The organism is Kocuria soli, from assembly GCF_003797835.1.
In the GTDB taxonomy this organism is placed as follows: domain Bacteria; phylum Actinomycetota; class Actinomycetes; order Actinomycetales; family Micrococcaceae; genus Kocuria; species Kocuria soli.
Map to the genome: position 1 here is coordinate 212,289 of NZ_RKMF01000002.1, position 15,665 is coordinate 227,953.

The following is a 15,665-nucleotide window of genomic DNA, read 5'->3' on the forward strand; positions in this document are numbered from 1 at the left end:
GTGCCCACAGAGGCCACCACGTCCGCCGCTGCCTCCGCCGGAGGAGCCCCGTCCGTCACCGTTCTCGCGGGACCCACCGCAGTGGGCAAGGGCACCGTGTCGACCTTCGTGCGTGACCACTTCCCGGACGTCTGGCTGTCGGTTTCGGCGACCACGCGCCGTCCGCGCCCGGGCGAGCAGGAGGGGGTGCACTACTTCTTCGTCGACGACGACGCCTTCGATCGCATGATCGAGGAGGGGGAGATGCTCGAGTGGGCCGTCGTGCACAACTCCTACCGCTACGGGACGCCCCGCCAGAAGGTGCTGGAAGCCGTGGCCGCCGGACGCAAGGTTCTGCTCGAGATCGACCTCCAGGGTGCCCGGCAAGTGAGGGACTCCATGCCGGAGGCACAGTTCGTGTTCCTGGCCCCGCCCACGTGGGAAGAACTCGTGGCGCGACTGACCGGTCGAGGGACGGAGACCCCCGAGGAACAACGCGTTCGCCTGGAAACCGCTAAGATAGAACTCGCTGCCGAATCCGAATTCGATCACACCGTGGTCAATGACCGGGTTGAGACCGCGGCGGCGAGGTTGGTAGAGCTCATGGGCCTGGACCCTCGCCCCGCCGCGTAAAGGCCGCACACAGACATCCACATCGTTGGGAGCATTCCATTGTCTATTCAGAACCAGGGCATCATCGAGCCGCCGGTCGACCGCCTCCTGGCCAAGTCCGACTCCAAGTACGGCCTGGTGATCTTCGCCGCTCGTCGTGCGCGGCAGATCAACGCGTACTACTCCCAGCTCCACGAAGGGCTCTTCGAGTACGTCGGTCCGCTGGTCGATGTCGAACTCAACGAGAAGACTCTCTCCGTGGCACTGCGTGAGATCGACGAGGGCCTGATCGACTCCACAGCGGTGGACTCGGCCGGTTTTTCCGAGAACGGTCAGCTGGTCGCCGAGCCGGACCTGAGCGCCACCGACTTCTACGGTGAGGACTTCTTCGCAGGCGAGACCGAGCTCGACTCCTCGATGGTCTTCTCCGACACCACGCTGGTGGCCGAGGACGCCGACGAGACCCAGGCCGAGGCAACCTCCGAAGAGGCCACCGTCGAGGAGCTCGCTCCCGAGGCCGCTGCGGCGGACGAACAGGCCGACGTCGCGACCGAGGACCTCTGAGGTCCCGACCGATCATCGGATCCGAGCGAGCACCACAGCAATGCGCATCGTTCTGGGCGTGGGAGGGGGCATTGCCGCATACAAGGCGGCAATGCTCCTTCGTCTTTTCTCGGAGTCCGGCCACCACGTGGTCCCCGTGCCGACGCAAGCCGCGCTCGAGTTCGTGGGCGCCGCCACCTGGGAAGCCCTCTCCGGAGAGGCAGTCAGCACGGAGGTCTTCGACCGCGTTCCTTCGGTCAACCACGTGAGCCAGGGGCAGGCAGCAGATCTGGTCGTGGTGGCCCCGGCGACGGCTGACCTGTTGGCCCGCGCCGCCAACGGGCACGCGGACGACCTGCTGACCACCACGTTGTTGGCCACCCGGGCGCCCGTTCTGTTCGCCCCGGCGATGCACACGGAGATGTGGCTCAACCCTGCGGTGCAGGCCAATGTGCGCAGGCTACGGGACCACGGCCACCAAGTGCTGGAGCCTGCGGACGGACGATTGACGGGCAAGGATTCCGGCCCGGGGCGGCTGCCGGAACCGGAAGTGATCCGGGACGCCGCACTGGCTCTGGTCGCCTCGGCCCCGGCGGAGGGCGCGGAGCCCTCGACGCCGTCGACCGGCCCGCTCCACGGACTGCGGGCCGTGGTGTCGACCGGAGGAACCCAGGAACCACTGGACCCGGTCAGGTACCTCGGGAATCGCTCCTCGGGCAAGCAGGGGATCGCGATCGCCAACGCCTTGCGTGCCGCCGGCGCGTCGGTCGACCTGGTCGCGGCCCACGTGGACGTTCCGCTCCCGGAGGACCACCCGGACACCGCGTCAGCGACCGCGGAACACCCAGGCCTCCAGGTCCACCGCGTGGGAACGGCACTCGAACTCCAGGACGTCATGAACCGGTTCGGTGAGTTGGCCGACGTCGTCGTGATGACGGCCGCCGTGGCCGATTTCCGCCCCGCAACCTTCGCGGAGTCCAAGATCAAGAAGTCCGAGGATTCCGACGACGCTCCCGTGATCGAACTCGTGCGCAATCCCGACATCCTGCGTGGCCTCGTGCAACGACGGCAGGAATCCGGGGCGCGGCGCATCATCGTGGGATTTGCCGCCGAAACCGGCGACGCCGCCACGGACCCCGTCGAATTCGGCCGGGCCAAGCTCGCCCGCAAGGGCTGCGACCTGCTGTGCGTGAACCAGGTGGGAACCGACCTGGTGTTCGGGCAGGACTCGACCAAGGTCACTTTCCTCTCCGCCGACGGTGCGGCCGAGCGCAGGGTCGAAGGAACCAAGGACGACGTCGCCCGTGAACTCACGACCCTGATCGCGGAACGGGTGGCCCGGACCGACTGAGCCCGTGTGCCTGCGTCCGGCCCGTGGACGGTACGCTGTTGGGCGTGACTTCGACCCCAGACTCTCGACGAACCGCATCCGCTCCGTCTGCAGCCCGGACGGCCTCCTCGGCCCGCGGGCGGACGAGCCTGTTCACCTCCGAGTCCGTGACCGAAGGGCACCCGGACAAGATCTGTGACCGGATCTCCGATTCGATCCTCGACGCGCTGCTGACCAGCGACCCGGACTCCTCCGTGGCGGTCGAGACCATGGCGACGACCGGCCTGGTCCACGTGGCCGGTGAGGTCAAGTCGCAGGGCTACGTGGAAATCCCGTCCATCGTGCGCCGAACCATCCTTGACATCGGGTACAACTCCGCCGTCCAAGGCTTCGACGGCGAATTCTGCGGCGTCTCCATCTCCGTTGGGGAGCAGTCCCGGGAGATCTACGACGGCGTCTTCAACTCCCTCGAGGTCCGCGAGGGGACCGCCGAAGACCCTCACGATCGGCAGGGTGCCGGGGACCAGGGCATCATGTTCGGCTACGCCTCCGACGAAACCGACGCCCTGATGCCGGCTCCCATTCACTGGGCGCACCGGCTCTCCGAACAACTCACCCGGGTCCGCAAGACCGCGATCCTTCCCGAGCTGCGCCCGGACGGGAAGACCCAGGTGACACTGCGTTACGACGGGTTCACCCCCGTGGCCGTGGACACCGTGGTGGTCTCCGCCCAGCACTCCCACCGCTACAAGCTCGAGCAGCTGCGCCGTGACGTGCGTGAATCCGTGATCCAGCCGGTGCTCGAGGAAAGCGGCCTGGACACCTCCGAGGTCAAGATCATCATCAACCCGGCGGGGGAGTTCATCACCGGCGGCCCGGTCGGGGACGCGGGGCTGACCGGCCGGAAGATCATCGTGGACACCTACGGAGGCATGGCCCGGCACGGTGGCGGCGCGTTCTCCGGCAAGGACCCCTCCAAGGTGGACCGGTCCGCTGCCTACGCCATGCGCTGGGTGGCCAAGAACATCGTGGCCGCCAGACTGGCGCGACGGGCCGAGGCGCAGGTCGCCTATGCGATCGGCAAGGCCCGTCCGGTGGGCGTCTACGTCGACACCTTCGGCACCGAGACGGTGGACCCGACGGCGATCGAGAAGGCCGTGTCCGAGGTCTTCGACCTCCGCCCGTTGGCCATCATCGAGGACCTCGACCTCAAGCGCCCCATCTACGCCAAGACGGCCGCCGGCGGTCACTTCGGGCGCAATGACCCGGACTTCACCTGGGAGCGGACCGACCGCGCCGACGCCCTGCGCTCGGCCGTGGGGGCCTGACCACCGCGGTCATGGAGCACAATCCCGGTTCCCCGGGGGACCAGGATCCCCAACAGCTGGAATTGCCGGATCTGCCCCGCGTACGACGGCGCCCCGAGGCCCGACGGGCCGCGGGGCACAGCCACACACCGGCTTACCTGGCGGAGACCGATCCCGTGGCCCGCGTGATCGTCGATTCACCGGTTCCGCACCTGGACCGCCCGTTCGACTACGGGGTTCCCAAGGATCTCGCGGAGGCGGCCCAGCCCGGCACCCGGGTGCGGGTCCGCTTCGGAGGCCGGCAACTGCAGGGGTGGCTGATCGAACGGACCGACCAATCAGAGGTCCCGCGGGAGCGCCTGCAACCGCTGATCCGGGTGCAGTCCGAACTGCCCGTGCTGACCCCGGCCACGCTCGAGATTGCCCGCGCCGTGGCCGCACGATGTGCCGGGTTGGTCTCCGACGTCCTGCGCGCCGCGGTTCCTCCGCGCGTGGCCTCCGTCGAGAAGCAGGTCGTCAAAGCGGCCGCGGACACGGCCGAGACGGAGGACTCGGACGCGACGGCAGAGAAGCCGGACCAAGACTTGGTCCCTGTGGTGGAAGCCCCGTCCCTCGCCGAATCGGCCTGGACCCTGTACGACGGCGGTGACACAGTTCTGGAACGCCTCGGCCAGCAGCCAGACACGGATTCCCCCGGGGAGCCCGTCAGGGCTGTGTTCCAGGCGTTGCCGTCGCATCCCGAGCACACGGCGGTGGACCTGGTGGCCCAGGCAGTCGCCGCCACGCGGTCAGCCGGGCGGGGGGCCGTCGTCGTCGTTCCGGATGCCAAGACCCTGGACCGTGTGCAGGCAGCCGTCGAGGCCCTGGTGCCGTCCGAGGACGTTGCCCGCCTGCACAGCGACGACAAGCCCACCCCGCGGTACCGGGCGTTCGTGCAGGTGCTGCAGGGGCATCGGCGTGTGGCGTTGGGGACTCGCCCCGCTGTGTGGGCGCCGGTCAAGGACGCGGGGCTCGTCGTCGTGATGGACGACGGGGATTCGAGTCTCACGGAGCGGCGCGCCCCGTACCATCACGCCCGTGACGTCGCACTGGTGCGGGCCGAGCAGGAGAACCTGTCGCTGCTGCTCGTGGGGCATTCCGTGACCCCGGAGGCCCAACGACTGGTGGACACCGGCTGGGCGCTGCCGGTCCGCGCGGATCGTGAGACCCTGCGCGCCAACATGCCCAGGATCGTGGCCACCGCGGATTCCTGGCACCGTGAACGCGACTCCCTGGCGGGCCGTGCGCGGCTCCCGGAGACGGCCTTCCGGGTGGCTCGGGAGGCCTTGGAGGACGGGCCGGTCCTGGTCCAGGTGGCCCGCGCCGGATACGCCCCCACGATCGCCTGCGAACGCTGCCGTACCCCCGCCAGGTGCACGGCGTGCGACGGCCCCCTCACCCTGCCACGCAGCGGTGGCCGACCGACCTGCGGCTGGTGTTCTCGTGAGGCCCTGGCCTGGAGCTGTTCGGTGTGCGAGCACCGACGGTGGCGGATGTCCAGCGTGGGTTCGCAACGCACGGCGGAAGAACTCGGGCGGGCCTTCCCGCAGGTGCCGGTCATCAACTCCTCCGGGGAGAGGATCCGCCGGGTCATCGACGACGAACCCGCCCTGGTGGTTGCGACTCCCGGCGCAGAACCGTGGGTGGAGGGACGCTACCGCGCGGCACTGCTGTTGGACGGGGACCGCATGCTCTCCCGCCCGGGTCTGCGTTCCGAGGAGGAGACGTTGCGACGGTGGTTCGACGCTGCGGCCCTGGTGCGTCGCGGTGCGGACGGAGGGTCCGTCGTGGTGACCTCCGAGCACGAACACGCCGTGAACACGCTGGTGCGCTGGGATCCCGCGGGGCATGCCATCCGGGAGCTGGCCGAACGCCGGACCCTGCTCCTGCCTCCGGCGGTCCGCTCCGCGGCGTTGACGGGCACGGTCGCGGCGGTCCAGGAGTTCTTGGAGTTGGCTGCTCTGCCCGATCAGGTGCGGGTGATCGGGCCGGCCCCCGTCGATCCGGGAGCGGTCGAGGCCATGACGGGGGAGGTGCCCACGTCCTTGCTCGGGGAATCCGCGGGCGCAACGGGTGCCGAAGGATCCTCCGGCGCCCGGCGCCAGGACGAGCAGCACCGCGCCTTGCTGTTCTTCGGCTACGGCATAGCCCGAGAGGTCACGGCCAGGCTGCGTGCCGTGCGCAGCGAAACCTCCGCATTGCGCCGTTTCGGCCCGGTGCACGTCCGGTGCGACATCGCCGACCTCCTGTGAGGAGCGGCTCTAGTCACGCGCGAGGCGGTCGTACCTGACCCGGTCCACCACGCCGAGCAGTCCCCTGGCCGACTCTTCCCAGGACGTGCGGCGTGCGATCCGCAACCCGTCGGTGATCCGCTCCCGGGCCACGTCGCCGTCGTCCAGCCCCCGGATCGCTGCGGCAAATCCCTGATGGTCTCCCGCGGGCACGTAGGCCGCGGCTTCCGCACACACCTCGTGGAAGATGGGGATGTCCGTGCACACCACGGGAGTTCCCGCGCACAGGGCCTCCATGAGCGGAAGCCCGTACCCCTCGGCCCGGGAGGCGTGGACCAGGGCGGTCGCGTCCTCGAGCAACCGTCGGTAGGCGCCGTCGTCCAGCCCGTCGTGGAAGACAGACCGCGCGTCGGGGGCGAGGGCCGTGAGTTCGCTGCGCCGTCGCTCGGACACCGGTGAGACCAGGTGCAGCTCGTGGTCGGGGAGTGCCGCGGCTGCCCGAACCAGGGTCTCGACGTCCTTGTAGGGCATGAACGACCCCATGTAGACCAGCTTGCGGGGGGTCTTGGAACGGTGGTCCCAGGATTCCGTGGCCTCACCGGCGTCGCGGATGCTGCTGCGCTCCGCTGCATTGGGCACCACGAACAGCGGACGCCGGGTCAGTTCCCAGTCCCGGATCAGTGCGGCGGAAGTCTGGGACACGGTGACGACGGCGTCGGCCCGGTTCAGCGCCACGCGCTGCGGCCACGGGGACTTGTGGAACAGCCGCCACCCGGCGCGCACGGGGGCGGGGAGGTTCTGCGGAGGGTCGGGATGTTCGTAGTAGATCAGGTCGTGCAGGGTCAGGATCAGACCGAAACGACGGCGCAACGCCCCCATGGTCTGCATGGGGGAGAAGACCACGTCCGGGCGGCGTCGGTTCAACAGCCGGCCCGTGAGGACTTCACCCGCGGACACCGGATCGGGACCCATGAACCAGCGGAGGTCCGGCAGCTTGTCGAGCTGACGGGGGTCGGAGACCATCAGCTCGACGTCGAGGTCCGGGCGGGATTCCAGAATGTTGGCCAGCCCGTGACACAGGCCCGCCGTGTAGCGGGAGATGCCGTCGTGGCGACCCACTCTGACGTAGCGGGCGTCGATCACGAACCGGGTGAAGTCGGCGGCCGGCACTACTCAGTCCTCGCGGCGGCGCTTGACCACCGGCAGCAGCTGGGTCAGCTGGGACGTGTTGGGCTTGGCCGTGTCCAGCGGTGGGAGCTCGTCGTGGATCTCCACCGGCTCCGGGTCCGGGCTGGTCAGAAACTCATCCACCCATGCCGCGACTTCCGGGGCCTTCTCGTAGTGGATGAGGTGCCCGACGTCGGGTAACTGTTCCTCCCGTCGCCGTCTGATCCAGGCCGCCATCCGGCGCTGGGACTCCGGTGACCCCATGGGGTCCCGCCCACCCGTGATCAGGAGTACCGGCATGGTGAGAAGCGGCGCCACTTCGGCCACGGTCCGGGAGATCGAGGAGACGTAGGCTTCGCGGATCACGCGCTTCTCGGCGTAACTGCCGAAGTAGGCGCGGTGCTGGTTGACGATGTATTCGCGCAGTTCCGGATCCTGCGTGGTGGTCAGTTCCCGGCTCATGATGTCCGTCGCGGTGTTGCTGCGCAGGAGTTTGTCGCCCAACCCGAAAGGCAGCTTGGACCCGAGGCTGTAGTACGTGTCGGCCACCTGGGAGGCCCACACGCGGTCACTGGTCAGTGCCGGTTCGCTGATCGGGTTCACCAGGATCAGCCGCTGCACCATGGCGGGGGACTCCGCGGCCAGGTGAGCGGCCACGACGGATCCGAAACTGTGCCCCAGCAACGCGACCCCGTGATCCGACTCGGGGTTCACCGCCCCGTCGGTCAAGCGCTGGATGAAGGAACGCAGAAACCGGACGTAGTTGGCCACGTTGTGCCGGCCGGCACCGTCGGCGCCGCCCGTCTCCGCAGTGCCCTCAGCCTCCGGCGGGAAGGGCTCGGACCGTCCGAAGCCCGGCAGATCGGGGATGACGACGTGGTACCGGTCGCGCAGGGCATCGGCGATGAGTTGTAGGCCGTGGTGGTCGCCGCGAAAACCGTGAACCATGACCAGAAGGGGCTTGGGGCGTGCGTCGACGTCGTAGAACCAGTACCGGACCTTGTAGCCGTCCATCCGCATGCTGCGTCGTTCAGCTGTCGGGTTCTCCAGCATGGATTCCTCTCCTGGTGGGTGCCTTCGATCGTGAGCCTGCATCCCGGATCGGGGGTCGATGACCGTCCCGGGGCTGCCCCGATCAGTCTAGGTCCCGGCTTCCCGGAGGGCGCGTTCCGGCTCCGGGCGGAATCGGCGCTGCCCCGCTAGACTGGCGCGGTTGGACGGCCCGGCAGGTCGCCCAGGCAGCGACGGACACAGCTTGAAGGCGAGGCACGTGAGCACTCAGCAGGAATCCACCTCCACCGAATTCTCCGCGGGAACCGACATCTCCGACGAACCGGCGCAGGTGTGGAACGCCCAGGAGCTCGAAGCTCGTTGGGGCGGATGGTGGGAGGAACAGGGCGTGTTCCGCCCGCTCGACGACGGCTCCAAGCCACGCCGCTACGTGCTCGACATGTTCCCGTACCCGTCGGGAGACCTGCACATGGGCCACGCGGAGGCCTTCGCGATGGGCGACGTCGTCACGCGGTACTGGATGCAGCGTGGTTTTGACGTCATGCACCCGATCGGTTGGGACTCCTTCGGCCTCCCGGCCGAGAACGCGGCCATCAAGCGCAACGCCCACCCTGCGGAGTGGACGTACAAGAACATCGAGACCCAGAAGGCCTCCTTCAAGCGGTACGGCATCGCCGTGGACTGGGACCGCGAACTGCACACCTCGGATCCCGAGTACTACCGGTGGACCCAGTGGCTGTTCCAGCAGTTTTACGAGCGCGGGCTGGCCTACCGCAAGAACTCACCGGTCAACTGGTGCCCCAAGGACCAGACCGTGCTGGCCAACGAGCAGGTCGTGGACGGCGCCTGCGAACGCTGCCACACGCCCGTGACCAAGAAGGCCCTGAACCAGTGGTACTTCCGGATCACGGACTACGCGGACCGTTTGCTGGACGACATGGCCGAACTCGAGGGCAACTGGCCCGACCGCGTGCTGGCCATGCAGCGCAACTGGATCGGGCGTTCGCAGGGCGCCCACGTGAACTTCGTGGTCGAAGCCCTCCAGGGCACCGGTACCGACGGTGAGGGGGCCGAGCGCACCGTCACGGTATTCACCACGCGCCCGGACACTCTCTACGGGGCCTCGTTCTTCGTGGTCGCCGCCGACGCGGACCTGGCCGAAGAGCTCGTCGCCCCCGAACACGCGGAGGAGCTGGCCGCCTACCGGGAACAGGTCAAGGCCCTCTCCGACATCGAACGGCAGTCCACCGAGCGCGAGAAGACCGGTGTCTTCCTGGGGCGCTACGCGATCAACCCGCTCAACGGGGAGAAGCTGCCCGTGTGGGCCGCCGATTACGTCCTCTCCGACTACGGCACCGGCGCGATCATGGCCGTCCCGGCCCACGACCAGCGTGACCTCGACTTCGCCAAGACCTTCGACCTGCCCGTGCGGGTGGTCGTCGACACGGGGGAGGAGGACCCCGCGGAGACCGGTGTGGCCACCTCCGGTGAGGGTGCGCTCATCAACTCCGGGCCGCTGGACGGGCTGACCAAGTCCGAGGCCATCGCCAAGGCCGTGGAGATCGTCGAATCCGCGGGCACGGGCGAGGCCACCGTGAACTTCCGCCTCCGGGACTGGCTGCTGTCCAGGCAGCGGTTCTGGGGCGCCCCGATTCCGATCATCCACTGCGATGCCTGCGGCGAGGTTCCGGTACCCGAGGACCAGCTGCCCGTTCGCCTGCCCGATGACCTCCGTGGCGAACAGCTCGCACCCAAGGGGCAGTCGCCGCTGGCGGCCGCCACGGACTGGGTCCACGTGGCCTGCCCGAGCTGTGGTGCGCCCGCAAAGCGCGACACGGACACGATGGACACGTTCGTCGACTCGTCCTGGTACTTCCTGCGCTACGTCTCGCCCAACGACGACACCGCCGCCTTCGATCCCGACGCCGTGCGGCGCTGGGGCCAGGTGGATCAGTACGTGGGCGGCGTGGAACACGCCATCCTGCACCTGCTCTACGCGCGCTTCTTCACCAAGGTCCTTCACGACATGGGCCTGATCGAGCACACCGAACCGTTCAAACGTCTGCTCAACCAGGGGCAGGTGCTCAACGGGGGCAAGGCCATGTCCAAGTCCCTGGGCAACGGTGTGGACCTCGGCGAACAGCTCGACGAATTCGGCGTGGATGCCGTGCGCCTGACCATGGTCTTCGCCTCCCCGCCGGAGGACGACGTCGACTGGGCCGATGTGTCCCCGGGCGGTGCCCAGAAGTTCCTGGCCCGTGCCTGGCGACTGGCCCAGGACGTGACCTCGCCTCGGGGAGCTGACCCCGCCCAGGGTGCGGTGGATGTTCGTCAGACCACGCACCGTGCGGTGGCAGAGGCGTCGTCGTCCCTGGATAACCACAAGTTCAACGTGGTCATCGCCAAGACCATGGAACTGGTCAACGTCCTGCGCAAGGCCATCGACTCCGGGGCAGGCGCGGCCGATCCCGCCGTGCGCGAGGGCGTGGAGGCCGTGGCGGTCCTGCTGTCGCTCGTCGCCCCGTACACCGCGGAGGACATGTGGCACACGCTGGGCCACGACGACGCCGTGCTGCGTGCCGGGTGGCCCACGGTGGACGAGGCGTTGCTGGTCGACGACACGATCACCGCGATCGTGCAGATCAAGGGCAAGGTCAAGGACCGCCTGGAGGTGCCGGCGGACATCACCGAATCCGAACTGGAGGCCAAGGCGCTGGAATCCGAGGTCATCAAGGGCCTCATCGGCGACGCCCCTGTCCGCAAGGTCATCGTCCGAGCGCCCAAACTCGTCAACATCGTGGTCTGAGATGCGCAAGATCGCGGTCGTCACGGACGACGCCGCCGCACTGCCGGGAGACTGGCCCGCCGCGCCCCAAGGCGTGACGGGGGCCAGTTCCCCCGCGGAAGGACTCGCGGTGGTCGGCATGCCGGTGATGGTCGACGACCAGATCTTCCCGCTGGACGAGCCCGAACTTCCCCGGTCCCTCCTGGTGGCCTTGGCCGAGGTCCGGAAGGTCACGACCTCGCGCCCGTCACCGGGGCAGTTCCGCCGGGTGTACGCCGAACTCGAGGAGCAGGGTTTCGACGGGATCGTGTCCGTCCACCTGTCCTCGGAACTGTCCGGGACGGTGTCCTCGGCGCGGATCGGGCGGCAGTCGATCGGGATTCCCGTGACCGTGGTGGATTCGCGAACGGTGGCCATGGACCAGGGATACGGCGTCATGGCGGCCTGGGAGGCTGCCGGTAGGGGCGCCGACCAGGAGACGGTGGTCAAAGCGGCCCGTGAGGGCTCGCGCAACACACTGTTGCTGTACGTTCCCACGCTCGAACAGCTCCGGCGGGGCGGCCGACTTGCGCCCTCCATCGCCCGCATCGGCTCGGTCCTCCAGGTCAAGCCGTTGTTGACCGTCAAGGACGGTCGTCTGGCCCTGCTGGAGATGCCGCGCACGGCGGTCAAGGCCAAGTCTCGCTTCCTGAAACTGGCGACGGCGGCGCTGGACGCGGTGGACGAGGACCCCGAGATCGTGGTCCATCACCTCTCGGATCCGGGAACCGCGCACGACCTCGGGGCGGAGATCGCCGAGTCTCGCGGGGGCGGTGAGCAGGTGTCCGTGGTCGTCTCGGAGGTTCCTCCCGTCCTGGCGGCCCATGTGGGCATCGGGGTGCGCGCGGTGGTCGTCCGCAGGCAGGCTTCGGAGACTCCACAGGAGGACTGAGTCCAGGGCATCGGGAGGATCCGTCCTCACGTCCCGCCCCGTGAAGCCGGCGGCCCGTGCCGGTGGTCGACTGTGCGGCATGAGCCCCGTGAGCCACCGAGGTCGTCGACGTCTCGACCCAACCGAACCGGTCGAACGACTGCGCGGTCTGCTGGCGGAGGACATCGATCACGCCGGGCCCGAGTCACCGACCGAAGAGTTCGCGTCCGAAACCTCGGGGACCCAAGACTCTGCATTCTCAGGCCCCGACGTTCCCGCGGTGGACGACACAGGTGCGGAGTTCCCAGAACCGAACGACCCACCCGAACAGTGGCGAACCCCGTTGCGTTGGCGGCTGCCGTGGCCGGCGCTGCTGATGGCGGGTCTGGCCGTGGCCGCCGTGGTGGCAACCGTCCTGTTCCGCGTGCTGGGAGCAGACGGTGGTGCGGTGACCGGAACTCCGGAGAAAACTGCCCCGTCGGAGGCCTTCGTGACCCAGGGTGCGGCCGTCCCTGAATCAGCTGGTGTGGCACTACCGGGTGTTTCGCCCGGCGGTGACGGTCAGGACCTCGTCGTTCACGTGGTGGGTGAGGTCCGGAAGCCCGGAGTGGTGGAGGTTGCCCAAGGGGCGCGGGTGAGCGACGCGGTGGAAGCCGCCGGAGGGCTCACGGACGCGGCCGTCGTGGACGGCGTGAACCTTGCCGCCCCGGTGAGTGACGGCGCGCAGGTGGCCATCCCCGATGCGGCCGAAGCAGCGGCTGCTCGGACTCGGCCGCCGGCTCCCGTGTCCGGCACCGCTGGGTCCGGGACGGCAGGTGCGTCCGGTTCCGAGGGAGCGGTGGCCGCAGGGCAGCCCCCGGCGGTGAACACGGAGGCAGACACGGAGGCAGGCACGGCCGGTCTGGTGAATCTCAACACCGCCACGGTCGCCGAACTCGAAGAGCTTCCGAAAGTTGGTCCAGTTCTGGCCCAGCGCATCGTGGACCACCGCGACCAAGTGGGCGGCTTCCGTAGCGTGGCGGAACTCGACGACGTGGGCGGCATCGGGCCGGCCATGATGACCGCGCTGGAACCACTGGTCACCGTATGAGGGACCTCCTTCGGCGAGGCCTCGACCGCTTCGCACAGTGGCCGGAAAGGAGCGCCGCTCGGCGTTGGGAACGTAGTGAACGCGACCGCGTGGCGGTTCGGGCGACGAGAGACGTCCGGGTGGTCCCTGTGGCGGTCACCGCCTGGGCCACCGCGCTGGTGACGGTTCAACATTCCGTGTCCCCGTGGGCCGTCGTGGCCATCGGACTGGGCGCAGTTCTGGTCCTGAGCATGATCCTGGGGCTGACTTCGGCGCTGGTGCATCGGGTGCCGCGGCACCGGGTCCGCTCGATTCTGGTGACGGCATTGACCTGCACATTGGTCGCATCCGGGGTCGGCGTCGCCGCCTGGGGGCAGGGCGTGGACGCCGAACGCAGCAGAGAGGTGGTCTTCGGCGGCGACGGGGTCGCTTCGGAGCAGGGTGGACAGGCGGTGCGAGTGTCCCTGCACATTCGTGACCGTCCCAATCGCTGGTTCGGGTCCGACCCCTTCCGCGGCCGTGAGTCCGGAGAGGGCAGTACCGGGGTGGTCGTGCCCGTCACCCTCGACGACGGAGCGCAGGCCACCGTCATGGCATCCGACACCCGGTGGTCCACGGTCCGGACCGGCGATCTGGTGGAGGCAGTGGTTGACGAGGTGCCCTCCGGGACGTCGGAACTGGTGCTCAGGGCACACGGACCGCCGTCGGTGGATCCTCAGGAAGCTGCCGCGGGGGCCACCCGCGGGGCCGCCTCCGAAAGTCACCTGGAACGCACCAAGTCACGGTTCATGGCCGCCGCCGTCGCCCGCGGCACGGATGCAGCAGGGCTGTTCCCGGGAATGACCTACGGGGACCGCTCGGGCTTGGACCCAGCCCTCGAACAGGCGATGAGGGACACCGGTCTCACGCACCTCACGGCCGTCTCCGGTTCGAACTGCGCGTTGGTGATGGTGCTGGCCGGGCACATGGCACTGACCATCGGCGCACGACGTCGGGTGTGTGTCCTTGCGGGATTGGTGGCCCTCGGGGTGTTCGTTCTGTTGGTCGGACCGGATGCCTCGGTCCTGAGGGCCGGTGTGATGGGGGCCATCTCGGCGATCGGCATCCTCGTCGGCCGTGGACGTACATCCCTGGCGCTGTTGAGCACCGCCGTCGCGGGACTGCTGTTGGTGGATCCCAGCTTGGGGCAGGACTTCGGATTCGCACTGTCCGTGTGCGCCACGGCCGGGATCGTGATCACCGGTCGACCGCTCATCCGCGTGCTGGACAGGTGGCTGCCTACGGTCGTTTCCACCCTGATCGCCATTCCAGTGGTTGCCCAGCTCTGGTGCGCGCCCGTCCTGACCTTGTTGACCTCCGCTGTTCCCGCGTGGTCGGTACCCGCCAATGCCGTGGTCGCACCGCTGGTGCCCGTGATCACGATTCTGGGGCTCACCGCGTTGGTGACCTTTGGAATCGGTGGGGCCGTCGCACAGGCCCTTGGCGACGCCCTCGTGTGGGCGGGAACCTGGCCGGTCGAGGCGGTTGCCTTCTGTGCACGATTCTTCGCGAGCCTTCCGGGTGCCGTCATTCCTTGGTGGGATCCACCCGCCGGACCACTGGCCATGACTGCGGTCTCCACGCTTCAGATCGCGGTGATTCACGTGTTGGACCGGCGAACCTCGGTCCGTATCAGTGCAGGGAGTGTCGATTCCGCACGGGTCGAGGCTCCTGTTGACGAAGCGGTGTGGCGGGCCGTGACGTCGTCGCGCCACCGGTGGCGCATCGTCTCCTGGATCGTCACGCTCGTGTGCGTCGTGTGCCTGATCGGAGTGGTGCTGGTCCGACCGACGCCCAGGGAGGACTGGAGGGCGTTGATCTGCGACGTGGGGCAGGGGGACGCCCTGTTGCTCAAGGGTGGATTCGAGCCGAGGGCCACCACCGTCTTGATCGACGCCGGGCCCGATCCCCGTTCGGTCCGGACCTGCCTTCGGCGAGCCGGGGTGAAAAAACTTGACCTCCTGATCCTCACCCACGACCACGCGGATCACGTGGCCGGTGCCCAGAACCTGGCGCAGGAGGTTGAGATTGATCGCGTGTGGTGGTCCAGCGGCACCGGCCGTCCGCCGGTGGAACTCAGCGGATGGGGGATGCCCCAAGAAACACCGACGCCGGGCCGGGTGGTGCAAGCCCCCGGCCTGCGCATCGAGGTGCTTGGGCCCCTCGAACAACCCGTTGCGGCGGTCGATTCACGCGGGGAGAACAACGCGTCCCTGGCGGTGCGGGTGGACCTCACCGACACGGCGGCGGACACCGACATCACCTCCGAAACCGACACGGGCGTTAGCCTGTTGGCCGCCGGAGACCTCGAGGAGGAGGGGGCTCAACGCCTCATCTCGCGACACGGTTCCCAACCGCACGGACCGCTCGATGTCGACGTCCTCAAGGTCTCCCACCACGGCGCTCGCAACGGGGGTACGGACCTGATCGACGCCGCCTCGCCCAGCCTGGCGCTCATTTCGGTGGGGGAGGACAACGACTACGGCCACCCGACGCCGGAGATCCTCCAGCACCTTGCTGACGCCGAGGTTCCCGTGGCTCGCACTGACCAGCTGGGCACTGTCGGGCTCTACCCGGACGGTGAGGGCGTCACCGCGGAGCCCTTCCCGTAGCGGGGGTGGTCTCACGTCCTGTGTCGTCCGT

The 15,665-nt window shown here is 68.7% G+C and carries 11 protein-coding genes; 9 read left to right on the forward strand and 2 right to left on the reverse strand.

The genetic code is table 11. The features are described 5' to 3' along the window. From gmk to EDL96_RS02560, 5 genes are all read left to right on the forward strand, one after another. Positions 1 to 612, forward strand: coding sequence for a guanylate kinase (gmk, locus tag EDL96_RS02540; RefSeq protein ID WP_123824148.1), 612 nt, complete (start codon positions 1 to 3; stop codon positions 610 to 612). Positions 613 to 651: 39 nt separating this feature from the next. Next, positions 652 to 1,155 (forward strand): DNA-directed RNA polymerase subunit omega, encoded by a 504-nt coding sequence (gene rpoZ, locus EDL96_RS02545; protein WP_123824150.1) that lies wholly within the window; start codon positions 652 to 654, stop codon positions 1,153 to 1,155. A 40-nt stretch (positions 1,156 to 1,195) separates the two neighbouring features. Continuing rightward, positions 1,196 to 2,485: a bifunctional phosphopantothenoylcysteine decarboxylase/phosphopantothenate--cysteine ligase CoaBC gene (gene coaBC, locus EDL96_RS02550; RefSeq protein WP_123824152.1), complete on the forward strand. Its 1,290-nt coding sequence runs from the start codon at positions 1,196 to 1,198 to the stop codon at positions 2,483 to 2,485. Positions 2,486 to 2,613: 128 nt separating this feature from the next. Further along, complete coding sequence (gene metK, locus EDL96_RS02555) at positions 2,614 to 3,792, forward strand: methionine adenosyltransferase (RefSeq protein WP_123824306.1); 1,179 nt, start codon at positions 2,614 to 2,616, stop codon at positions 3,790 to 3,792. 11 nt (positions 3,793 to 3,803) lie between these two features. After that, positions 3,804 to 6,062, forward strand: a complete 2,259-nt coding sequence (locus tag EDL96_RS02560; RefSeq protein WP_123824154.1) for a primosomal protein N' — start codon at positions 3,804 to 3,806, stop codon at positions 6,060 to 6,062. A 9-nt stretch (positions 6,063 to 6,071) separates the two neighbouring features. On the opposite strand, the gene EDL96_RS02565 is transcribed toward EDL96_RS02560, so the two are convergent. Both EDL96_RS02565 and EDL96_RS02570 read right to left on the reverse strand, forming a co-directional pair. Next, positions 6,072 to 7,211, reverse strand: a complete 1,140-nt coding sequence (locus EDL96_RS02565; protein ID WP_123824156.1) for a glycosyltransferase family 4 protein — start codon at positions 7,209 to 7,211, stop codon at positions 6,072 to 6,074. 3 nt (positions 7,212 to 7,214) lie between these two features. Then, complete coding sequence (locus EDL96_RS02570) at positions 7,215 to 8,261, reverse strand: alpha/beta fold hydrolase (protein ID WP_123824158.1); 1,047 nt, start codon at positions 8,259 to 8,261, stop codon at positions 7,215 to 7,217. A 268-nt stretch (positions 8,262 to 8,529) separates the two neighbouring features. Here EDL96_RS02570 and leuS point away from each other — a divergent pair, with 268 nt between their 5' ends. The 4 genes from leuS to EDL96_RS02590 all read left to right on the forward strand — a co-directional run bounded on the left by leuS (position 8,530) and on the right by EDL96_RS02590 (position 15,634). Further along, positions 8,530 to 11,025, forward strand: coding sequence for a leucine--tRNA ligase (gene leuS / locus EDL96_RS02575; protein WP_233568637.1), 2,496 nt, complete (start codon positions 8,530 to 8,532; stop codon positions 11,023 to 11,025). Position 11,026: 1 nt separating this feature from the next. After that, positions 11,027 to 11,935, forward strand: coding sequence for a DegV family protein (locus EDL96_RS02580; RefSeq protein ID WP_123824162.1), 909 nt, complete (start codon positions 11,027 to 11,029; stop codon positions 11,933 to 11,935). Between the two features lie 79 nt (positions 11,936 to 12,014). After that, positions 12,015 to 13,004 (forward strand): ComEA family DNA-binding protein, encoded by a 990-nt coding sequence (locus tag EDL96_RS02585; protein ID WP_158609465.1) that lies wholly within the window; start codon positions 12,015 to 12,017, stop codon positions 13,002 to 13,004. Between the two features lie 128 nt (positions 13,005 to 13,132). Then, a complete protein-coding gene (locus tag EDL96_RS02590) occupies positions 13,133 to 15,634 on the forward strand; it encodes a ComEC/Rec2 family competence protein (RefSeq protein WP_158609467.1) in 2,502 nt (833 codons plus the stop codon). The last annotated feature ends 31 nt before the right edge of the window (positions 15,635 to 15,665 follow it).

Coding starts and splice junctions, on each gene's coding strand:
- coaBC (WP_123824152.1), top strand. CDS start 1,196: ATGCGCATCGTTCTGGGCGTGGGAGGGGGCATTGCCGCATACAAGGCG.
- EDL96_RS02560 (WP_123824154.1), top strand. CDS start 3,804: ATGGAGCACAATCCCGGTTCCCCGGGGGACCAGGATCCCCAACAGCTG.
- EDL96_RS02570 (WP_123824158.1), bottom strand. CDS start 8,261: ATGCTGGAGAACCCGACAGCTGAACGACGCAGCATGCGGATGGACGGC.
- EDL96_RS02580 (WP_123824162.1), top strand. CDS start 11,027: ATGCGCAAGATCGCGGTCGTCACGGACGACGCCGCCGCACTGCCGGGA.
- EDL96_RS02585 (WP_158609465.1), top strand. CDS start 12,015: ATGAGCCCCGTGAGCCACCGAGGTCGTCGACGTCTCGACCCAACCGAA.